A 23,620-nucleotide genomic window follows, 5' to 3' on the forward strand; every position below is an offset into this window, starting at 1 on the left:
AAAAGCTTTGGTTTTATTCATTGGGGGTTGGTGCTTTGCATATCCACACGCAATCTCGCGGTACTGAAGATGTATTTTTCAGGAGGATTTCATAGTTTAAATGAGTGAGAAATTTTTCCATAATTGTATCAGTCATAACTGAAAATGCTGTGCCGTCTCTGCGTCCCAGCAGGTTTTTGTCCCACTCGCTGGCGAATTTTTGCCACCCTAATTCGCTGAGAATATTGCCGTGGTGAAAGACGCAAATTCGATCGCCGCGCAGTAGTTTGGGGATTTGAGTTAGGTAGTTGAATATGTCTACCGGCTCTATGTGTACCATTGTATCGTAACAAAAGCAGGCATCGGCTGAGGACGGGGCGATGCTGTCTAATGTTAAACCGTCGAGTTTGACGTAAGAAACGCGATCGCTCCCCAAGCGCGATCGGGCGGCTTGCAGCATTTGACTGGAAATGTCGGCACAAATTAGTTGATCGCAATATTTCAGCAACAGCGAACCTGTTTTTCCGCCGCCGATACCAATTTCTAAAACCCTATGTTCTTTTTTGATGTACGGTGCAATAAATTGCTGTTCTATCAAGGATTCATATTCTGATAGCGAGTTAGCCGCACCGGCACCTTTCCCTATCCATTCATCCCCCAAATAAGCGAGTTCAGGATTATTGTCTTTCCATTCTTGGGCGTAGCTATCCCAAGCTTCTTCGTAGTCTATTTTAGGCGGTATTATTTCCATTGTTTTTGGTTTTTTTTGTCTCAGAATACACAAACAAAAATCGCTTGATAGTCCTCCGGGTACAGCCATTAAGATTTTTTCAATCTCAAGCAATAACTTGACGATCGTTTCACTCTTGGGCTCTCCGTCTGAAAGTTGATAGTGATCTAACAAAGGGTAAAGTTCGTGAAGCAACCCCCCACCGGCTGGATTCAAGACTTCCACATCAAAGTAGAATTCTAAAAACGGAAGTATCAGCTTTGACCGGACTGCTTCTGAAGGGTCTTTCGCCAATACTCTCTCAATACTTGGACTCGTAAATATTTCACTTGTTCCCGATCTTAGCGTGTAGTGAAAACATTTGTAAATGCCATTAATCAAATTCATTTGATTTTGATTGTATATATTGTAGCAATCTCCTATGTATTCATTTACAATAAAATATCCATCTGGTTTTAAACATTTCCGAACACTTGATAAACATCGTTCTAGTTCTCTGACGTGGTGCAGCGAACCCGAGCAAAAAACGAGATCGTATTTTTTATTATCATCAATCGTAAACAAATTAAAGTCATCTTGATAAAAATTAATCTCTACTCCCGCTGCTGCGGCATCTTTTCTAGCAATTTCTAAAGAACTTTCAGAAAAGTCAAACGCATCAATCTGAGTGACTAATCCTAATTTAGCCATCGCGATCTCGTGATTCCCCACACCGCAACCAATAGACAAAAGACGATCGAACCGTCGATCTTTGAAATAATTTTTGACTAACCACTGTAGCCAGTAATCATGAGCCTGACCACCTGACAACCGCTGGTTTATAGCTTTTTCAATAATTGGATTAGACAACCAGTAACCTTGCTTCCCAATGGCGGCTGTTGGGTTAGTCTCCCAGTAATTTTTAGCTGTTAATTCATTGGAGCTGTTCTCTTCCCTAGGCTCAGAATTGGACTCCATACTTTTCCCCATTGAATCTTGAAAGGTTACTTTTTAGTAAAATAAGCTTCTCGAAAAATTTGACCGTAAGTTTGAGTCATTTCTGCAAAAGTATTCAACGACTCTAACACATATTTAGCATTTTCTGCTAACCGCTGGCGCAAAGATTTATCGTCCAATAAAGTATGCAGTGATGCCGCTAGTTCTTCGGGACGATCGGGCGTATAAAATAAACCATTAATTCCTGGGCGCACTTGTTCTCTAATTCCAAAAACAGGCGTTGTAATAATTGGCAAATCGCAAGCCATCGCCTCCAAAATCACTCTCGGAAAACTTTCGACGCGAGAAGTGCAAACAAAAACATCAGCCGCTTTGTAATATTTCCCTGTCTCCCCAGTTTCCGGGACTACTGTCACCCTTTGCCGCAACTCTTCGGGCAATTCTTCCACCAACTCGGCTAATTTATTGCTGTAAATACTCGGGCGATCGCCCACAATAAAACACCTAATTTTATTGTGCCATTTGTCAGGCAAAACTGAAAGTGCTTTAACTAAATCCTGCTGTCCTTTGCGTTCGCATACCGTTCCCAGCAGCAAAATTACCACATCTTCCGCTGCAACACCTAAACTTTTTCTAGCCAATTCAGAATCCTCCGAATTTTCCAGTTTGCTCAAATCTAAGCCGTTGTGAATCACGGTAAAATTGTGGTGGCTGTTGAGAGACAAATACCTATCCCGCGTTGCGTCCGCTACAAAAATTACCTTGTAAGGAAAGCGAAAACACTCTAAAGCTCTCGACGCAATCTCAGAACCAAACCTGTTAAAATAAGTTTGCCAAGGTTCGCTTTCGTGCACGTTCCACACCACAGGAATTCCGATTTCGCGCGCCGCATCAACTACAAAAAAGTTTTCTAAAGTATTGGCATAAATGGTATCTACTTTTAAACTTGCAATTTCTGTGCTAAAACTGCGAATGGCTTGATCATAAGCATCGCGCTGATAGATGTGTTCGAGAGGATTATCGCGCACAATTACTTCAATTCCCTGCTGTTCGTAAGCTTGACGCAGAGGCCCCTCTGTTGTGCAAAGTACGATCGGCTTAATCACACCCTCAGCCGCCAATTTCACCGCGATTTCGTACTGATGCAGCGGCGCCCCAGTGAAATCCAGCGAATTGCTGCACATCAAAACTTTGATAGGATGGATAGAACTGTTTGCTACTGATAACAAACCACACTCAGCCAATTCTAATTCTTCCTTATTCCTGACATCCGTTACATCTATATCAGTTACATCTTGTACAGTGTTCGTTGCCGAACTTCCTTCTTCCTTCATAAAAACCCGTCGAGGTTGAATATGAAAATACTCATCTTCTAAAGACAAGTGAGGACTGTAAAAACTGTCATTTTTCCCCGCATACTTGCGTCTAAAAGCCGCCACTTCTTGAGGATTGTCGGTAAAACCCCTAGAAGTTCCCTCTTTGTGCAACAACTCCGCATCAGGACAATATACGCACCGATAACCCCGTTCTAACAGTCGGTATCCGTAATCTGCATCATTGTAAGCAACCGCAAAATTCTCTTCATCAAAACCGCCTAATTCTAAGAACAATTGACGCGGAGTAATCGTGCAAGCGGCTGTTACCGCAGAGTAATTTCGCGTTACCATCGCTTGAGAAAGATAGCCTCGATTGTCGCTGTTCATCAGCTTAAAAGCGTGACCCGCCAAACCATGATGCAGCCCGTGAATTACGCCCGCGTGCTGAATTCGGCCGTCGGGATATAACAGCCTCGCACCGACGGCACCCACGCCAGGGATTTGAGCGTATCCCACCATCTGACTCAGCCAGCGCGGGTTAATTACTTCAGTATCGTTGTTCAAAAACAACACATATTCGCTATCAACTTGTTCGGCAGCGCGGTTGTTAATTGCTGCAAAACTAAATTTGCCACCAGGATTTTTTATATGCAAAACTTGGCAAGTTAATTGCTTTAAATATTCCAGAGTTTTAGGGTCGTCGCTTTCGTTGTCGATGACGGCAACTTGATAATTTTTATATGTTGTAGTTTCTAGAGAATCCAGACAGGCTTTCAGCAATTGAAGCTGATTTTTAGTAGGAATAATTACCGTTACTGATGGGCCATTATCCGGGAAATCCTGGGAAAATATGCCCAAATTTTCTTTAGTTGCCCATGCGTGCTGAGCGACATTGCCGTTAATTTGGCGGCGGTTGAGTGCGTCTTGAATGGCTTTTTGACCTGCGGCAAAACTGGCGGGTTTCGCGGCCCCAGATATGGCTGTAGAACCGGGTGCGGTTCGCCAGTGATACAGCACTAATGGCAGGTGCGCGACGTGGCGAGAAATTTCGGTAGCTCTCAATGCAAAATCGTAATCTTGCGAACCTTCAAGACCTATCCGCAAACCGCCTATTTGTTCAAAAATGTGTCTTCTCACGGCGCACAAATGACCGAGATACATATAGGAAAGCAGCAGTTCCGGCGACCATTCCGGTTTGAATTGCGGGGCGAAGCGGCGACCTTTAGTGTCGATTTTGTCGTCGTCGGAATAGAGAAAATCGGTGTCGGGATGCGAGGCAAAATATAGGGCGACTTCGCCTAATGCGTCGGGAGTGAGTTCGTCGTCGTTGTCTAAAAACAGGATGATGTCGCCTGTTGCGAGGGCGGCGGCGCTGTTAGTTGCTGCGCTGATGTTGCCGTTTTCTGTACGAAATGTGATGCGGATACGATCGTCCTTTTGAACCCAGTTTTTCAAAGTGTCAGCAACAGTGACATCGGTGCTACAATCGTCGGCAATGCAGAGTTCCCAGTTGAAATAAACTTGATTGATTACGCTGTCGATCGCACTTTTGAGAAAATCTATCTGCGGATTGTAAACTGGCATCACCACCGAAATTTTTGGTAGCGGTTCCCCGCAGGACTTTAAGCGAGAAATCAAGTAATCGCGCGCGCGATCGTTCCATTGATTCACCTCCAGCCAAGCGTCATATCTATCAATAGGTTTAGGCACGACAAAACCCGCAGGTGGCAGCAAATCTCCCGGCGCAGTAAACTGTTTTTGCTGCCGGTAAATCTTCCCCAACTGGCGGAGCACTTTCACAATTTCCCAAGGCATCGGCACAATCCTGCCCAGACGCTGTTTTCTTTCCCTCGCCCGCTGCTGGATTGCGACTGTAAACCTTGATAACTCCTCAAATTTATCAGCACTTCGCTGCCAAATATGGTAGCGCCGCACAGTCAATTTTTTCGGCGCTTGAAAAGACAAAATTTCCCCGGTTTCTAACTCAGCTTGCAGAGAAACGTGCCATTCGCCCGGAGGCAAATCGACAAGGGCCTCAAAACCGCTTTCCGAACTGTTAACCCAGTCGGGAAACACTTCGCCGACATCTTTTCGCCGCAAACCGTAGGCGCATTCTACAGAAGTATCGCCACACAACAAGCTTAATTTAGCAATTTTGCGATCGTGGTGGCAGCACCAACCTGCAAACAAAATTTGACCCTGACGCTGTTCCCACAGCACCGGTACATCTAACGATGCTTGAATCGTTGAAACTAACAACGGATAAGCTGCCAAAAGATGCCATTTACCTTGATCATCTTGCGCTTCCAGTAGCACTTCGTGCCGTCCGGCAGGCGCTTCCAATTGAATTGTAAAACCTGATTTCTTCGCAGCCGGAATATTAGAGTGTGCTAGCGCTATATCACTTCTATCTATGCCGTAAACGCCTGCGAAACTCTGGTCTTTAATTCTGGCCCGGACTGCTGTAGTCTCTCTTTTTTTGTGAAAAACCCAGCCCACAATTAGCAGGTGGGAATCGGAAACTTGCCAAGTAGTGGGTTGGTCTAACGAAAAAATAAATTTAGGGAACAAGTCGCGGATTTTGCGCTGAACTTCCCACAATTTTTCTCTCACTTGCCACCATCTAGAAGACTTGATTGTAGCAAGTTCTGCCCGAAAAATTTCATTTTCCTGGCGGGCTTGTTCTAAATTTTCCTGAGTATCCTTTAATTTTTCCTGAGTTTGACTTTGGGCTGTTTCTAACTGAAGTAACTCAGCTAACTTTTGCTGCAATACAAATTCTGTTTCTTCAAATTGTACCTGAGTTTGCCCTAATTCGGCTTCTAATTCTAATACTTTCGCTAAAGCTTCTTGAAATTGCGATTCTTTGCCTGCAAGCTGTACCTGAGTTTGTCCTAATTCTGTTTCTAATCCCAGGAGTTTCGCTAACGCTTCTTGAAAATTTGATTCTTTACCTGCAAGCTGTACCTGAGTTTGCCCTAATTCTGCTTCTAATTCTAATACTTTTTTTAAAGCTTCTTGAAATTGTGATTCTTTGCCTGCAAGCTGTACCTGAGTTTGTCCTAATTCTGTTTCTAATCCGAGGAGTTTTGCTAAAGCTTCTTGAAAATTTGATTCTTTACCTGCAAGCTGTACTTGAGTTGCTCCTAATTCTGTTTCCAAGCCCAACACTTTCGCCTGGGCCTCGTGAAATTGTTCTTGCCACTGTTTGAGTTCGGAAGACCTAGTTTTTTGCTGTTTTTCCAGCAAGCGGATTTTTAGCCAATCTTCAAATGGCCAGACTGGAGAGGCTGGGAAATGAATAGCTTGATCGATCGCATCTTTCGATTCGCTGCTCAGATTGCCAGCTTGGGTTTCCAAAAGTTCATATAGTTCTAATGCTTCGGGAAAATATTTTTCTATTAAACTTGGTCTGTGACTTTTGACACTATCATTGACTAATAAAGATTCTTCAAAATTGTCGCCCGGTATCGCACCTAAGTTAACGTTAAATTTTTCGTTGACTCGATCGAGGAAAAGTTCAGGAGTGTTCCCGATGGGGTAAACGTTGGCTAGCAGACAGCGATGAGGAAAACGTTCGTAAAGTTCTAAAACTTTTTGATTGTAGTGAATCCACATTTTTACTGCCATTTCGGGATTTTGCAGCAAGCTGACATCGGTTCCCCGGCGGTAAAGGGAATCGACTACTTCCCAGGGCGATCGATAAACACAGATAAAATTAGCTTCGGGGAGTAAATTCAGCCAAAAATCCCAAAAAAGAGCTGTTCGGGGGTCTTTCCAACCCCAATGCTTGTGAGTTTGTTGATTTTGCTCGATCGCGCGTTTGGCGATTTCCACGTATTCCGCTGCTACCGGAATCGTTTTTTCAAACGTACATCCGAGTTCATCAATACCCTGCGATCGCAAAACACTTTTGTGCAACTCCACAAAATCAACATTCTCGAAATGACCTTTCACATTTCCGTCAGCCGGGCCCACTAACTTTTTGCCAATATCAACCCCGACTTTCTGAAACAAAGAAGCTGTTAAAGACGTACCGGAACGGTGCATTCCGGTAACAATAAAAACCGACGGTTTGCTGTCATTTGTACTCACAATTTATCTCCCTCACCCTAATTCCCACACCAAATTTACTCGCTACTCTCCCGCTAAGCCCAGGGAGCGCCTGACTTGAAACCACGCGCTTCTGATCTTCCAGAACTTGCTGCTTTCCATTGCTAAAACTCGGCACTTCGCTTGCTCTACTTCTTCCTTGAGATTAATTAGTTGATTTTCCGTTTTCTCCAACTGCATTTGCACCGATAATAAGTGATTTTGAGTTTGCTCCAATTGTGTTTGAGCTAAAACTAATTCAGTTTGAGTTTCTTCCAACTTTGTTTCAGTAATCATTAACTTACTTTGCTTTTGCTCGCTTTCTATCCTAGCCGACTCTAACTGAGTCTCTAGTAATTTAAGTTTTGTCTGGGTAGACCCCAACAAAGACTGCGATTGCCTTTGGTTAACCAGCGATTTAACAGTGCAAGTTTCCAGAATCCATTCCAAACCATAGTTATTGATTGCTTTGACTATTAACACCTCCTGCAGCCCCACCGTGTTTTTTGGTAAATAACACCTCCAACCCGACTGCAAAGCCCCATCATTGTCAAAATATCCAGCCACATCAGGGCGATTGTAAAAAGGCTCGCACTTCTCTACAACCTCGCCGTTTACCAGCACTTGCAGCTCGTTAACTCGACCCTCGAAATTCACATCAGCCACCCATCCTTCCAGATACAAATTCTCCTTATTCGTAAAAGCAGCAACATCAATATATCCTTCGGGATGATGATGGAATTTCAACTCCGAAAAATCTCTAACTAACTCATTTGTTACAACATACAAATCCTGAAATCTGCATATACCTTTTTTGATGCGGTGAACAAAAGCTTTGCCTCCGCTAATTTTCTCGACACATTCTCTCACAAACTTTTCACTTACATAAGTTGTGCCGTATTCCTCCTTATCTAAAGATTGACTTTCGCTTTGAGGGCTAAACAAAATACCATTAGCCGGCATTTCTGTATTGGCTGCCCGCAAACACTCATCGTGAACGCTGAACATCAAAATGCCGTTAGGAGTCAACAAATCGTACAAATTGTGCAACCAGCTTGTAAAAGTTTTTTCCGGCATATGGCTGAAAAAGGAATTAGCCAGAATGCAGTCAAACTTGCGGTCAATTAAATAATTTTCTGGGTTTCCAGTTGAGACAATACCGTTGACGCCCAGGTATTCAGTTTGAAACTTAATCGCGTTAGCATAAATATCAGAAACCCAAATTTGTTCCGGCGACATTTCCTGAATCAAAAACCGGGTAAATCGACCGTAACCGCAGGCAAAATCTAGAAAAGAGGGGACCTTTTCAAAACTGCCAAAATGCCATTCCACAACTTGTTTAACCGTATCCAAGATGCGACGCCCGATCGAATAATAGCGCACCAAAGCCCGATCGCGATCGTCTTTGACGTTCTTCAAGCTGAACAAATACATTTCATCGTCTTCGCAGATATTCAGTTTAAAATTTTCAGGAAACTTAGCTTGATCTTGAATAAATGCTTTAATTACAGGATTTTCGACTAAATCTAAATTGATATCACTCATTGTTTTTACAGAATTTTAGATAACCTCTGTTGACTGCTCTTTCACTAGAGGATCAGCATTAACAACAGTTAAACACGGTTCGATCAGCAAGTCAACGATGCCGTTACCGCAGGACTCTGTACAAGACTGAACTCTAAACATCGCCACATCAACGCAGCGATCCAGATAAGTTAAATCTCCATCAACCGTTCCCACAACCCCAGCATTCAGAAAATAAACCCCGGGATTCAGCAAACATTTAAACTGAAACTTAACTACAATTGTCGTTCCTGCTTCCACATACCTAACTGACTGACTAGAAGCCTTCAAAGAAGCACCCGCCAACTCAAAACCGCTAATCGTTTTAATCAACATTCCAAACCTAACCTTGGAAGTTGACCTCGAAAAAGTGACAGAGTAAGTATAAATATAATCTTGACGGCCGAGCAAGTGATTTACCACATTTCCCTTCAGCGTCTCGATGTGGGGGTTGATAATTTCCGCTCCGCGAGACGGATACCTTACCGTATTCGAGGGTATCATCCCCGGATCGTAAAATTCATCGTAATATTCCTTGGGTTTAGAGAGATGTTGCTCCGGTTTAACTTCCCTCTTTGTGCTTTCTAAATTAGCATCCTGAAGGTGGTCTTGACTTTCCTGTTTTGTCAGTTGGTTCAGAGCTCGAATATCTGACTTCAACCCCAGAACCTGATCCGGATCGGCATAAATCAGCTTTTGATACTTAGAAATTACCACCTTCGGCGTGTGAGCGAGCAGCAATTCACCGCTATCCATTAAAATCGCCGAGGTACAAAGTTGCACCACAGAAGTAGCAGCGTGAGAAACAAATAAAATCGTTCCGCCACCTTCCTGAATGCTTTGCAAGCGGGCAAAACACTTGCGTTGAAAAGCTTCGTCGCCCACCGAAAGCGCCTCGTCAACCACCAAAATATCTGGCTCGACGCTAGTCGCAACGGCAAAAGCTAGCCTGACAAACATACCGCTAGAATAAGTTTTGACTGGCTGTTCGATGAAATCGCCAATATCAGCAAAAGCAGCTATATCGTCAAATTTTTCTTCAGTTTGTTTTTGATTGAATCCCAGTAACTGAGCGTTAAAAAACACATTTTGTCGCCCGGTAAATTCCGGGTTAAACCCGCTTCCGAGTTCCAACAAAGCGGAGACTCGCCCTTTAACATCCACGCTTCCTGCGGTTGGAGTCAGCGTCCCTACAATTATTTGCAGGAGAGTGCTTTTTCCCGAACCGTTGCGACCGACGATTCCCAGAGTTTGTCCTTGAGGAATTTCCAGATTGATGTCGTGTAGGGCCCAAAATTCGTCAGCCAGTTTTTTGCTGGGGTAAATAATTTCCTTTAAGCGGTCTCCAGGATGATCGTACCGCTTAAAGCATTTGGAAACATTTTTTAGTGAAATTACATTTTCTGTCATTGGCGGCAGTCAATCGATTTTAGATTTTAGATTTTAGATTTTAGATTGACTTGAAATCTCAAACATATTTACAGCACAATCGATTTTAGATTTTAGATTTTAGATTTTAGATTGACTGTATATCTCAAACAAATTTACAGCACGTCAGCAAAAGCGGGACGCAAACGCCGGTAAACCGCCAAACCTCCACAAAATATAGCTGCAGAGATTAGTGTGGCGACACCCCATTCGCCCCAATGCTTAACTTCTCCAACCAGTATGAGGTCTCGATAAACCTCCGAGATGGCAGCCATTGGATTTAGCCAAAATACCCACCCTCGCCACTCTTGGGGGATGATTGATGCTGGGTAGACGATCGGCGTCAAATAAAACCAAAAATTTAGAATAACACCTAATGTCTGAGGAATGTCTCGCAAAAATACAGTCAAGCCGGCTGTCAAATATCCCAAACCAGCAGTTATCAGCAACTGAGGCACCCACACCAACGGCAGTAAGCATAAAGTAGCGTTGAGCTTTTGCGACGATACTGCTACTATCACAATCAAAGCTGCTAAACCCAGAGAACTTTCAAGAAAAGCTGTAAAAATCGGCACTAAGGGCAGCAAACCGAGAGGAAATACCACTTTTTTCACTAAATTCGGCTGCCCCACCACCGATACTCCCGACTTGATCAAACCGCTGGTGAAGGCAGTCCAAGGCAGCAAACCTGCAAACAACCAGACTCCAAATGTAATGTCGCTGTTTTCTGGGAAGCCTGCAAGGCTGAGCTTTACCTTGAGGACGATCGAAAATACGTATGTGTAAATCACCAATTGCGATAGCTGATTCAGCAGCGGCCACAAATTGCCCAGAATCGAGCCTTTGTATTGAGCTTCCAAGTCCCGGCGCACCAATGTTGCCAGCAGATTCAGCTTCGCCCACCGTTGGCTACTTGCCTGCCGCCGCCGGCCCAGCCTTCGGGCCTTTTGGGCAAATTCTTTCACAGTTCTCTGCAATTTTTTCGCCCTCGTTCACTACCTTCACACCTAAATCAACTCAAGCTACAATTGTGCAGCTTTTGTTAAACCGCAATTATTCCACAGCCCCGCCGCTTTGATCAAGGATCTGCCACCCTAGCTTCGGCTTCTTCTTTCTTTGTTCTGTCGTCTTCCTTAGGAGGTTATTTTAGCCGATCGCCGATCGAACTGCCGAATCGATCGCTAGTTTTTGCTCGTCGTCGTAGCCCCACCGCTGGAAAAATTTTTCATACTTGCCGTTGGCACTCTGCAAACTTTCTAGCATTTGCAACGCTATAGTTTGACAGGCTGGCATTTGCAGCATTTGAATTAAATTGCGCGATCGCTCCTGCACTCTAGCAGAATCGGCCGCCATTTCCTGCTTTTGCTGGCGCGAATGATGCACAACCATTGCCGCCGACATCGCCAAATTTTTCACCAGCAGTTCTGCTACGATCTCAGGAGCCGAGCGCAGCGCCTCGACTACTCCGGGTGACGGGTGATCTGCCTCCTGTCGATCGTCCGTTAGATAGGTGACAAAAAACCCCCTAGCACCATTTTGTGTTTTCACCAAAGATGTAACAGCTTGCTGGATGTCGGCTTGTAAAAGCCGATCAGCCTCAATGAACGACAGTAAAGATTGAGTCAGCTCGATCGCCCCCTCAAAAGTTATGCTTTCCGATGCTAATAAAGAAGAGGGAATACTCATAACGAACTCAATAATTTTAAAGATTCTGCTAACAACAATTGTAAACACTTCCCGCTGCCAGATCGCAAATAAATATGGCTATTATCTCCTCCAAACAACAGCCCCCCGACCCAAATCTACCCGAAGACATAGCCCCGGCCCGTCGCAAAAAAGTGGCAAAACCCGCGGCGGAATCGCTGCTAGAATCGCAAGAACTACCCGACGAAATCAACAGCAAACAAGACGACAAAATCCGACCCCAGCGGTTAGCTGAATACATCGGGCAAAAAGACTTGAGAGAAGTTTTGGCGATCGCAATTGCAGCCGCCAAATCTCGCGGCGAACCTATGGATCACCTGTTACTCTACGGGCCGCCAGGGTTGGGCAAAACCACAATGTCGCTAATTTTAGCAGCAGAAATGGAAGTTGAATGCAAAATCACCACCGCCCCTGCTTTAGAAAAACCGCGAGATATTGTCGGATTGCTGATCAACCTCAAAGCAGGCGACGTGCTGTTTATCGACGAAATTCACCGCTTATCTAAAGTTACAGAAGAAATTCTCTATCCGGCGATGGAAGACTGCCGCTTAGATATTACGATCGGTCAAGGCAAAAGCGCCAAAATCCGCAGCATTCCCCTCAAACCCTTTACCTTAGTAGGAGCAACCACAAAAGTCGGGTCGCTGACATCTCCATTGCGCGATCGCTTCGGCTTGATCCAAAGATTGCGCTACTACGAAATAGACGAACTCAGTCTAATTGTCCAAAGAACCGCCCAAGTTCTCGACACTCAAATCACCCCAGAAGGAGCAGTAGAAATTGCCCGCCGAGCGCGTGGAACACCCCGGATAGCTAACCGCTTGCTGCGACGAGTTAGAGACTACAGCGAAGTCAAAAACTTAAAGCCAATTGATGCTGAAGTTGCCTCACTAGCCCTGGAATTATTCAACGTCGATCCGCTAGGTTTAGATTGGACAGATCGGCGAATTTTGACAGCAATGATTGAGAATTTTAACGGCGGTCCAGTGGGATTAGAAACCCTCGCAGCTTCTACAGGAGAAGACACTCAAACTATTGAGGATGTATACGAACCTTATTTAATGCAGATCGGATTTTTGCAGCGGACAAATCGCGGGAGAATGGTAACGGTTGCTGCTAGAAAACACTTGGGTTTTATCGAAGAGAAGGAGTAGAAAATGGTACAAATACAAACAAAAACACTAACTTGGTCAGAGTTTCTCAAACTGCCAGAAACAGAACCAGCTAGCGAATATATCAACGGTGAAATCATCCAAAAACCACTGCCACAAGGAAAACATAGCAGGATTCAAGGTGAATTAGTCCCAGCCATCAATGTCGTAGTTAAAAAGCCGAAAATTGCCTTAGCTTTTCCCGAATTGCGGTGTACTTTTGACGGCAGATCGATCGTGCCAGATGTCACAGTATTTACTTGGGACAGAATACCTGTTGATGAAAATGGGGATGTTGCTAATGTATTTGAAACTTACCCTGATTGGACAATTGAAATTATGTCTCCTGGTCAGAGTCAAACTAAAGTAACTGGGAATATTTTACACTGTCTGAAAAACGGCACTAAAATGGGTTGGCTGATCGATCCGATGGTGCGCTCGATTTTAATTTATCCCCCGGGAAAGCAACCGGAAATTTTAGCAAAACCAGAAGAATTGTTGCCGGTTCCAGATTGGGCAGCAGAATTGCGGCTGACGGTAGGAGATTTGTTTGGATGGTTGAAACTATAGCAGAAGTCAGTTGAAAGTTGAAAGTTGACAGTTGAAAGTTGTTACCAATAATTTTCCCGGCTCTGCCTCCAATTAGCAATTAGCAATTATAGCGGTTCTCAAGAAAGTGAGGTATGCTTTTCGGCCCAATGCCCAATGCCCAATGCCCAATACCCAATGCCCAATGCCCAATAGTACCTCATGTTACTGAGAAAGGCTATACCAATTACCAATTCCCAATTCCAAATTTCAAATTCCCCATGTTAATATCCCTTAGAATAGAAAACTTTGCCTTAATTGACTGCCTCGACTTAGAATTTGGCCCGAGTTTGAACGTATTTACAGGGGAAACCGGCGCTGGGAAATCGATTATCCTAGATGCGATCGATGCAGTTTTGGGCGGGAAAGTCGATCGCCGATCAATTCGCACCGGAGCAGCGCGGGCAATATTGGAAGCTACCTTTGAATTAGACAAAGCCGCAGCTTTGTGGCTGGGCGAACAAGAAATCGAACCCATAGACGGAAATTTAGCCGTTTGCAGCCGGGAAATTAACGCATCGAGCGGTGCTCTACGCACCAGATCCCGCTTGAACGGAATTCTCGTCAACCGCCAGTTAATGGACCAACTGCGCGATCGGCTGGTCGAAATTACCGCCCAAGGCCAAACCGTCCACCTCGGACAAGAAACCCTCCAGCGAGAATGGCTCGATTTATACGGCGGCAAAAAGCTCACTGAAGCGCGATCGATCATCGCCTCCGCGTGGCTGGGAGTCAACAACGCCAAAACAGCCCTCAAACGCAGGCGTCAGTCGGAACAGCAGCGACTGCAAAGACTTGATTTGTTAGAATACCAAGTCCGAGAACTCGGCGAAGCCCACATCGAAGACCCCGACGAACTCGAACAGCTAGAACAAGAATCAATCCGGCTCGGCCACGTCGTCGAATTGCAGCAGCAGAGTTACCAAGTCCACCAAGCCCTTTACCAAAACGAGGGCGACAGCGCATCAGCCGCCGACTTGTTGAGCAAAGCCGAAGTAATTTTAAGCGACATGGCGGTTTACGATGTGCAGTTGCAACCAATCCTAGAAATGGTCAGCGATGCTTTAGCTCAAGCCACAGAAGCCAGCCTGCAAATTAGCAGCTACGGCGAACAATTAGAAGCAGATCCCGAAAGACTCGAAGAAGTAGAAGATCGGATTCGGGAGCTCAAACAAATTTGCCGCAAATACGGGCCGCTCAAAGAAGCGATCGCCTACTACCAAAGCATCCAAAACGAACTAAATGAACTTTTAGAAGGAGGCGAGTCAATGGAAGCCTTAGAACTCGCATATCAGACCGCTTTAGAGCAATTAAAAGACGCTTGCAGCCACCTCACTACCCTGCGGCGCGAAGCAGCCCTCAAACTAGAAACGCACCTCGTAGGAGAACTTAAGCCGTTAGCAATGGAAAAAGTGCAGTTTCAAGTCGAAATCTCGCCTTGTACCCCAACCGCCACCGGCGCTGACCAAATCGCCTTTTGTTTCAGCCCCAACCCGGGCGAACCTTTGCAACCCCTAGGCGCGATCGCCTCCGGGGGAGAAATGAGCCGCTTTCTACTCGCCATCAAAGCCTGTTTTTCCCAAATAGAAAGTGCCGGTACGCTGATTTTTGACGAAATCGACGCCGGAGTCTCCGGGAGAGTCGCCGGCGCGATCGCCAAAAAACTCTACCAACTCTCCGACAAACACCAAGTTCTCTGCGTCACGCACCAGCCGCTGATCGCCGCGATGGCTGATTTTCATTTTCGCGTCAACAAACAGACGATCGAAGCAGAACCAAGTATCGGCGAACCTGCAGCCGACTCCGAACCAGTCGAACGCACAGTAGTCAGAGTTGCCGCCCTCAACAGTGAGCAGCGGCGCGAAGAACTCGCCCAACTCGCTAGTGGTCGCTCAGCAACAGAAGCCATCGCCTTCGCCGAATCCCTGCTTGTCGAAGCCGCCGGATTGCGCCAAACTCAGTCGGCCAAACTCTGATCAGACCCTCAAGCCGATAGTGGGGTCAAAACGCGGAGTTTTTTCAGAGTCGGAGGTTACACTAAAAATATCAACCGCAAATTTTACCAAAAAAGTTGAAAACCCTGTGAATTTAGTCGGATGAAAGCTAAGAGCAGCAAAATACAGAGAAATTCTACTTAAAAACCACAATTGTGTAGAGAAGGGCACACATCACTAGCAACTGGTAGTGTCACAATTGCCGCTAGTCCCACCATGCCATCCCTCTTTCAACAGTCCTCTTCCCACTACCATTCATGTTCCGGCGGGCGATCGGCTCAAAGATCGGCAGAACCTACTTAAACCAGGCACGCACAATGTCAAAATCACCTAATAAACCATTTAAACAAGATTCGCGATTTCTAAAAAGATTGCAGCACTCCCATCGCCTCGTTACTCTCCCACCCTCCGTTCAGCAGCAAGGTCAACTGAATTTCCCTTGCCTGGTGGCCGGAGTTCTGTAAACTGAGAAATACTTTCACACATACTTGAGTCTTGTGCGACAGGTGACTCACTAATCAACTTCCCCCCTCTCTTCGCTTAGAGACTAACCCTTACACTTAAGCTTCTGTAAAGGTCTATGAAATCTGCATCTTCCACCAATTACTCTTCTCTGGACAACGTGATTGATGTCGCTGTTGTCGGCGGTGAAAATCATCATCAGGAAAATTATTCTCCCCCGGAAATTAGGAGCAGCGCAATTATCCCGGGCCAAGGAAACCTCTCCGGCATTCTCGACCTTCTAAATAAGCAAAGTTTCACAGTAGTAGTTAAGGAAGTAGAAGACAAACTTAAGGTTGTCAATCAAACCCTGGGAATGCTCGACAATATCCTGGAGAGCGAGGGATTTGATGCCATCCTTAACGAGATGTTGCAGTCGATTACCCTCAAAACAGGGGAATTGCTGAATGCCGATCGCAGCACAATATTTTTATTAGACGACGAAAAAAATGAACTATGGGCGATCGTCGCTAAAGACGAAAATGGCAAAAACTTAGAACTCCGATTTCCTGCCCATGTGGGCATTGCGGGAGAAGTAGCCACGCACAAAAAAGTGGTGAACATTCCTTATGATTTTTATAACGACCCCCGCTCGACTAACGCAAAAAAAACTGACGAAAGAACAGGATATCGCACTTATACAATGCTGGCGATGCCCCTGATAAACGAAGAAACAGGAGAGTTAGTCGCAGTCGTTCAACTGATTAATAAACTCAAGCCTAACCACGAACATTATGGTACTTTAGAATCACAGATTGACAATGCAGGATTTACTCAAGAAGATGAACAAGTTTTTCGAGAATTTGCCCCGTCGATTCGCCTAATTCTAGAGTCTTCTAAATCTTTCTACGCAGCAACTCAAAGACAACGGGCCGCCACGGCGCTGATGAACGCCGTCAACGCTCTTTCTCAGAGCAGTTTAGACTTAGAAGATACCCTAAAAAGGGTGATGGATCAGGCCCAAGAACTGATGAACGCCGATCGCAGCACCCTGTGGCTGATCGATGAAGATAAAGACGAACTATGGACGAAAATCCCGATCGCCGACAGCCTGAAAGAAATTCGCATACCCAGAACAGCAGGTTTTGCAGGCATCGTCGCCCAGTCCGGCGAACCGCTGTTGATTCCCTTTGACGTGTACGATGATCCCCGCGCTGAAATTTCCAAAGAAACCGACAAAAAAACAGACTACCGTACTTGCAGTATGCTCTGTATGCCAATTTTTAATGCAGACCACAAATTGATCGGAGTTACTCAATTAGTCAACAAAAAAAAACAAGGAGAATACCCTCCCTATAACCCCGAAGATTGGCCGCACGCCCCCGAACAGTGGAAAGCGAGTTTCAATCGCAACGACCTGGAATTTATGAAGGCGTTTAACATCCAAGCAGGAGTCGCCCTACAAAACGCCAAACTGTTTGCCGAAGTCAAACAGCAAGAACAAAGACAAAAAGATATGCTGCACGCCCTGACTAACGGCGTGATTTCTACAGATAAAAAAGGCAATATAGTAGCGACCAATCCCAGTGCCCAAAAATTACTGGGTGTCAGCGAGGCAGAATTAGCCGAAGGTCAATCTTTGCGCGAGTTAATTAAGTTAGAAAAAGGCGATTTTGCCAAATGGTTTGATGCGTCTTTGTCTCCAGAAGACGATAAGGACCGCCAGCAGTATTACCCGGATCAAATTTTGCTGTCCTGTGAAGCAAAATCGCAGAGTATCAATCTCTCGATTAATTCAATGACCGACGCTACCGACCCCAGCAAGGTCAACGGCGCGTTAGTCGTCATGGAAGATATTAGCGAGGCAAAGCAAGTCAAAAACTTGATGTACCGTTACATGACCCCCGAAGTAGCCGAAGCGCTTTTAGCTTCAGGGGATCATGGATTGGGCGGCAAGCGCAAAAACGTTTCGGTGCTGTTCTCAGACATTCGCAGCTATACCACACTTACGGAAAAATTGCAAGCCGAAGAAGTGGTAGTGATGCTCAATAAATATTTTGAAGTGATGGTAGATGTCGTGTTCGAGTACGGAGGGACTCTCGACAAATACATCGGCGACGCTCTGATGGCAGTTTTTGGCTCTCCAGCGCCCCTAGAGGATCATGCCTGGTGCGCCATGCAAACCGCAGTGAAAATGCGGGAAAAACTGGCCCTGTTCAATCAAGAGCGTATGGCGAATGGGGAATTGCCGATCGGCATCGGTATGGGCGTACATTCCGATGAAGTTGTCAGCGGCAACATCGGTAGTAGCAAACGCATGGAATTGACTTCTATAGGAGACGGCGTAAACCTCGCCTCTCGCTTAGAAAGCGCTAGCAAGCAATACGGCACCGACTTGATCATCAGCGACAATACTTACAGAGATTATGCCGATCGGCTGTACGTGCGAGAACTCGACTTTATTACTGTCAAAGGCAAAAGCGAACCTGTAATCGTTTACGAACTCATGAGCATCCGCGAGGGATACTCGCCAGTTGGCAAGCCACTAACCGAAACACAGCAAAAAATTGTAGAACATTACACCAAGGGCCGCGAACATTACAAAACTCCCGTCAGCCAAAGACTCTCAGAAAGTGAGGTGAAAAACATCTTAAAGGATGTCGCTGAAATGCCAGAGGCAGAGATTAAGAAACTGTCCTACAATCTAGAGCAACAGTTGGAACACGAACTAAAGAACCTGTTATATCAACTGAAAAAGCTGTCAGAATACGACCCGAAAAACCTGTCAGAAGCAGACCAACTCATCGTACTGTTGCAGACAGAAATCCAACTGCTGAAATTGGAAGGCATCAAAAACCTGTCGGAAGACGAAGCCAAAATGCTGCTGCAAGCAAAAGTCAAGCCTTTATCAGCAGACGAGATTAAATACTTGCAAGAAGGCGAAGTCAAAAAACTGTTGGAAGCCGACATCTTAGAACCATCAAATCCCAAAATCAAGAGGCTGAAACCCTCAGAGATCAGGCGGCTATTGCAGGCGAAAATTAAAAGTCGTGCCTGCGAGACAGTTGCAGAAATGTTAGATGAGGAATTTGAAAATCTGGCACTCGATCAAGTTAAAAAACTGCTGAACGAGTTTAAGAAAGCCTTAGAACCAAAAGCCAAGCAAGCCTTTACAGACGCTAAACGCGAATTTAACGCCGTTCTGGAAGTTGACCCGAAAAACAAGGCAGCTAAATTGCACGTCGATCGCTGTATGTTATTTCAGCATCAGTTTTCAGATGTACTTAACTGGGATGGTGTGTGGAATCTCACAGAAAAATAGCAGTAGCCCACAGCAAATGCTCGCGGTGGCGCCAGGGTTCTGGGTGGGGAGGATCGCCATCGGGGGTGCGGCTCCCATTCCACCACCAATTAACCTTAATATCCGATTGAGGTAATTGTAAATAAGCTCCAACAGGTATTATGGTTATATAACCGGATTTGAATTTGCAAGTGAGATGCCGGGGTTTCGCCCTACGTGTTTCCTTCGCACTACCTACCTACCGCAACAAACTTAGCACTTCTATATATTTGAAGCGCTTAAAAATAGTTATGACTGGCGGCAGCGTTACCCGGTTTCTGAGAAACATCTTGGAGAAAGGCGACGAAACATCCGCTCAAAAACCGGGTTTCTCACCCCGCCCGCGTAAGTCTTAATAGCGTTAGCGGCTCCTAAAAAGAGCTTCCTTCGCAGATAGTCAATGTTCTAGTCTTAGATATAGAAAACCACTAGCGTCAGTTATGGATAATTGGAATTCGCAATCGGGAGATGTTGAGTGGGTAGATCAGGTTTACCAACTATTGCTGGAGATTGCTCGGAGCTCCCTGTCAGATATCCCCAGAATCCCGGAAAACATCACTGTTAAGGCTATCCCTCTGATCCAGAAGGTACAAAGCATTCAGCAAAGACCTGACGGGCAAGTGTTCAAATCCGGTTCTTTTTCAGTCAACGATCACGAATGGGTCGATCGAGTCTGCCAACTATTGGTAGAACTAACCAGCGCGTCTTTGTCCGAACAGCCCAAACTGCCGGAAAACCTTGCAGGCAGATCTTTAGCCCTCGCTGATCGAGCACAAAAAATTAAAGAAGATATCGAAGAAAATGCAGCCCAAGCCCCAGCAGATGAAGAGGACAATTCCGTACAGTCTCCAGACGCGCTGCTTTCCCTCTTGCACCACAGTTTGAAAACTCAGCGCGCCAAAAGCTACAACCCCGATGCCCCCGAATGGCAGCAAGTCTTGAGCCTGCTCGACGTAGTGCAGTCGATTTACAAGCAAATCCAAAATTAAATTCAAGCTTAACTCAGGGGCATCTTTATGGTGCGCGATCGCTGGCTCTTAAAGGCAGTTGCTCTTTGACATAAAAATTTTTTTGCCGTAGCCCGAACATTTCCGATTATTGCACTTTTGTCAACTACACTAGGTTTAATCGGTTCTAGGGCAAGAGAACATGAGCGGACAAAACCTCGGCGATTTGTCAAAAGAAATATTAGCCGATCGCTATCAGTGCGATCGGCGGCTCGGCAAGCAAGCAGGACGGCAAACCTTACTCGCCCGCGACTTAAAAACGCAACAGCAAGTAGTAGTCAAACTTCTCTCATTCAGCAGCGACTTTAACTGGGAAGACTTAAAACTGTTCGAGCGAGAAGTCGAAACCTTAAAATCCCTATCCCATCCCGCAATTCCCCGATATCTAGACTCCTTTGAAATCGACACCCCCAACCGCAAAGGATTCGCCCTAGTCCAGAGTTACATCGAAGCCAAATCCCTACAAGAATATCTCTCAGACGGCCGCACCTTCAGCGAAAGCGAAGTCAAACAATTAGCCACAGCATTATTAGACATCCTCGCCTACCTGCACCAGCGACAGCCCCCGGTGATTCACCGCGACATTAAACCCAGCAATATTTTACTCAAGAATCGATCGGGTAACAGCGTCGGCGAAGTTTACCTAGTCGATTTCGGTGCAGTTCAAACCCTAGCAACGCAACAGGGAAAAACAGTCACAGTTGTCGGAACCTACGGCTATATGCCGCCCGAACAATTTGGCGGGAGGGCAGTTCCCGCTTCCGACTTGTACGGTTTGGGAGCAACCTTAATCGCCTTAATCACCAAGCAGCATCCTGCCGATTTACCGCAACAAGATTTGCAGATTGAATTCGAGCAATTCAGCCAACTGAGTCCAGGTTTTACCAATTGGCTGAAGTGGATGACACATCCGAGTTTAGAACGCCGTCCCACCTCAGCCCAGATCGCAAAAGAAGTTTTAGAAAAACCACAGGAAATAAATAAATATTCCCAGACATTGAGACCGGGAAAAACCGTGACTACCTTTAGCTTGTTCGACAATGCGATCGACCGCAGCACTGAGATGGGAACCCTAGCTGTAGGAGCTTGTGCAGCAATTTACAGCACCTTTATTATTCCGGTACTGGGGACAATTGTCGGAGGATTTATCGGTCTTTCTCTCGGCTTGCTGCTGGGGTTGGGGAACGGAATAATCGTAGGAATCGTCACGCGCTTGTGGTTTTTTCCCCTAACTAATCCCAAACTTCACCGACAGGTTTTAACCGCGATTAGTATCTTATTCTGTACCTCCACAAGCCTCGTCTTCTTTTGGATCATGAATGTGATTATAGAGGTGATAATGGGGGGTTCGATGATCTTCCACAATATTGATATGGATATTATCTTCCTGCTTGCACCGTCGCTGATTGCAGGACTGTCAATGGGGGCAAGTAGCAAGTCTATTGCCCGGTGGTATCAAATAGAAAGCGGACTGTAATCTACATTTTACAGTCCGGGACGCACTCCGACTCCTAGAAATCTGGTTTTTACGAAAAGACGCGTTGCCACCGGCAGACTCGCTAAAAAACCAGGTTGATGGACTCCGACGATAACCTTAAATTAAAATTAATGTAAAAAAAAATGACCAGCAAAATATTAGCAGAACGCTATGAAGTGCACCGACAACTGGGAAAACAAACTGGTCGGCAAACTTTGCTGGCTCGTGACTTACAAACTCAAGAATTAGTTGTCATCAAACAGCTATTCCTCGGCAGCGATTGTGAATGGCAAGATCTTAAGCTATTTGAACGGGAAGCGGAAACTTTAAAAGCACTTTCTCACCCATCAATTCCGCGCTACCTCGACTACCTGGAAATTGACGAACCAGACAGCAAAGGATTTGCCCTGGTACAGACTTATGTAGAGGGTAAAACTTTGGAAGAGCATTTGCGTTCGGGGCGTACTTTTAGCGAAAGCGAGGTGAAAGAATTAGCTAAATCGCTGTTAGAAATTTTGATTTATTTGCACGAGCAAGATCCGCCTGTTATTCACCGCGATATTAAACCCAGCAATATTTTACTGCACAGCAGATCTGCCCACTCCGTGGGACAAGTTTATTTAGTTGATTTCGGTTCGGTGCAGAACCAAGCTGCAAAATTTGGCGGCACAATTACAGTAGTGGGAACTTACGGATATATGGCACCAGAACAATTTGGCGGGCGCTCCGTTCCAGCTTCTGACCTCTACGGTTTAGGTGCAACTTTAATTTATTTGGTAACGGGTTTGCATCCTACTGAACTGTCACAGCAGGATTTGAGAATTCAATTTGCCGATCGGGTAACGCAGCTCAATTCTAATTTACAGCACTTCCGGATGTTATGAGGTACAGTAGCAGCAATTAGTAAACCAGTTTTTGAGATGTTTCGGATTAATTAAGTCAAGAGCCACAGCAATTATCGTGTCAACCATTTTAGTGCTGGTTGGTGAAAACTGTCGCAATAAAGATTTAAGTTGCGACCACCATAATTCAATCGGATTAAAATCAGGAGAGTATGGGGATAAACATAAAATAGAAGCACCCACCACGGCAATCATCGATGTAATTGAATCTACTTTATGCGCTGGTAACTTATCCATCACTACTACGGCTCCGGGCCACAATTGTGGCACTAAACATTTCTCGATAAACACCTCAAATGCTTTGCTATCCATCGAGTTGTCCAGGGTCATTAATGCCACTACTTTCGTGAGGCTAATTGCACCAATTACTGTGACTTTCTTGCCTCGATAAAAAGGTTTGACCGCATAGGCTCTAGTTCCTCGTTGCGAACGTGCATGAGTTCTGGTTAAACCTAGCAATACTCCAGTCTCATCTAAAAATACTAGATTTTTTGGCTCGATATCCTTGACTTTTTCCCAATAGTCTAACCTTAACTTCATCACTCTTTCTGTGCCTGCTTGGCTACTCCTGACTGTTTTTTTTTACGATTTAATCCCAACTTCTGTAAGGCGCTACACATGGCTGTTCTGCCTACCCAATTTCCTGTCTTTTGGGCGAACAACTCACACAATTCTACCAAAGTTGCATCGGGATGTGTGACCACTATTTCTCTTAACTCTTGTGACGCATTATTCAAATGACTGAATCTGGGTTTACCCCTCGGTTTAGGCTGTAAATTCCCCTCTATTTTTTGTTGCTTGACAAGTTTTTGAACTAAGCTTTTACTGCAGGCAAATATTTCTGCTGTTTTTCTGATCGACAGCTTCTGCTCGACATGGGCTGCTACTATTTTGGATCGCAAATCTACTGAGTATGCTTTCATTGGTATATTATTTTTAGTCGATTCTATTGTACCTCATAACATCCGGAAG

General features: G+C 45.3%; 15 protein-coding genes. 7 read left to right on the forward strand and 8 right to left on the reverse strand.

What is annotated here, in order from left to right; translation table 11 throughout:
• Positions 1–13 precede the first annotated feature (13 nt).
• The 6 genes from D0A37_RS11115 to D0A37_RS11140 form a co-directional block, all read right to left on the reverse strand.
• Positions 14–1,666, reverse strand: a complete 1,653-nt coding sequence (locus D0A37_RS11115) for a class I SAM-dependent methyltransferase (RefSeq protein ID WP_242724086.1) — start codon at positions 1,664–1,666, stop codon at positions 14–16.
• 26 nt (positions 1,667–1,692) lie between these two features.
• Entirely contained in the window at positions 1,693–7,056 is a 5,364-nt protein-coding gene (locus tag D0A37_RS11120) for a glycosyltransferase (RefSeq protein ID WP_242724087.1), read from the reverse strand.
• A gap of 42 nt (positions 7,057–7,098) precedes the next feature.
• Entirely contained in the window at positions 7,099–8,598 is a 1,500-nt protein-coding gene (locus D0A37_RS11125; protein WP_242724089.1) for a methyltransferase, read from the reverse strand.
• 15 nt (positions 8,599–8,613) lie between these two features.
• A complete protein-coding gene (locus D0A37_RS11130) occupies positions 8,614–10,026 on the reverse strand; it encodes an ABC transporter ATP-binding protein (RefSeq protein WP_242724091.1) in 1,413 nt (470 codons plus the stop codon).
• A gap of 134 nt (positions 10,027–10,160) precedes the next feature.
• A complete protein-coding gene (locus D0A37_RS11135) occupies positions 10,161–11,009 on the reverse strand; it encodes an ABC transporter permease (protein WP_242724092.1) in 849 nt (282 codons plus the stop codon).
• Between the two features lie 181 nt (positions 11,010–11,190).
• On the reverse strand, positions 11,191–11,730 hold the full coding sequence (locus tag D0A37_RS11140; RefSeq protein WP_242724094.1) for a sll1618 family protein: 540 nt from the start codon (positions 11,728–11,730) through the stop codon (positions 11,191–11,193).
• A 74-nt stretch (positions 11,731–11,804) separates the two neighbouring features.
• On the opposite strand from D0A37_RS11140, the gene ruvB reads away from it, so the two are divergent.
• From ruvB to D0A37_RS11175, 7 genes are all read left to right on the forward strand, one after another.
• Positions 11,805–12,902 (forward strand): Holliday junction branch migration DNA helicase RuvB, encoded by a 1,098-nt coding sequence (gene ruvB / locus D0A37_RS11145; protein ID WP_242724097.1) that lies wholly within the window; start codon positions 11,805–11,807, stop codon positions 12,900–12,902.
• A gap of 3 nt (positions 12,903–12,905) precedes the next feature.
• The gene (locus tag D0A37_RS11150) at positions 12,906–13,469 is read left to right on the forward strand and encodes a Uma2 family endonuclease (RefSeq protein WP_242724099.1); all 564 of its coding nucleotides are present in this window, start codon (positions 12,906–12,908) and stop codon (positions 13,467–13,469) included.
• Positions 13,470–13,708: 239 nt separating this feature from the next.
• Positions 13,709–15,463: a DNA repair protein RecN gene (gene recN, locus D0A37_RS11155; protein ID WP_242724100.1), complete on the forward strand. Its 1,755-nt coding sequence runs from the start codon at positions 13,709–13,711 to the stop codon at positions 15,461–15,463.
• A 598-nt stretch (positions 15,464–16,061) separates the two neighbouring features.
• Positions 16,062–19,244 carry a GAF domain-containing protein gene (locus tag D0A37_RS11160; protein ID WP_242724102.1) on the forward strand — a complete coding sequence of 1,061 codons (3,183 nt, stop codon included), beginning with the start codon at positions 16,062–16,064 and terminating at the stop codon, positions 19,242–19,244.
• Between the two features lie 458 nt (positions 19,245–19,702).
• Positions 19,703–20,251, forward strand: coding sequence for an inorganic pyrophosphatase (locus tag D0A37_RS11165; protein WP_242724104.1), 549 nt, complete (start codon positions 19,703–19,705; stop codon positions 20,249–20,251).
• 160 nt (positions 20,252–20,411) lie between these two features.
• Entirely contained in the window at positions 20,412–21,746 is a 1,335-nt protein-coding gene (locus D0A37_RS11170; RefSeq protein ID WP_242724106.1) for a serine/threonine protein kinase, read from the forward strand.
• Positions 21,747–21,889: 143 nt separating this feature from the next.
• Positions 21,890–22,630: a serine/threonine protein kinase gene (locus tag D0A37_RS11175; RefSeq protein WP_445242518.1), complete on the forward strand. Its 741-nt coding sequence runs from the start codon at positions 21,890–21,892 to the stop codon at positions 22,628–22,630.
• Here the strand turns inward: D0A37_RS11175 and D0A37_RS11180 are convergent.
• Entirely contained in the window at positions 22,625–23,188 is a 564-nt protein-coding gene (locus tag D0A37_RS11180) for an IS630 family transposase (RefSeq protein WP_242724109.1), read from the reverse strand. The two genes, D0A37_RS11175 and D0A37_RS11180, sit on opposite strands and share 6 nt — an antisense overlap.
• Entirely contained in the window at positions 23,188–23,571 is a 384-nt protein-coding gene (locus D0A37_RS11185) for a helix-turn-helix domain-containing protein (RefSeq protein ID WP_242715925.1), read from the reverse strand. The genes D0A37_RS11180 and D0A37_RS11185 overlap by 1 nt, the downstream gene beginning before the upstream one ends.
• Between the last annotated feature and the right edge of the window lie 49 nt (positions 23,572–23,620).

The organism is Microcoleus vaginatus HSN003 (assembly GCF_022701255.1).
GTDB classification, from domain to species: domain Bacteria; phylum Cyanobacteriota; class Cyanobacteriia; order Cyanobacteriales; family Microcoleaceae; genus Microcoleus; species Microcoleus vaginatus_B.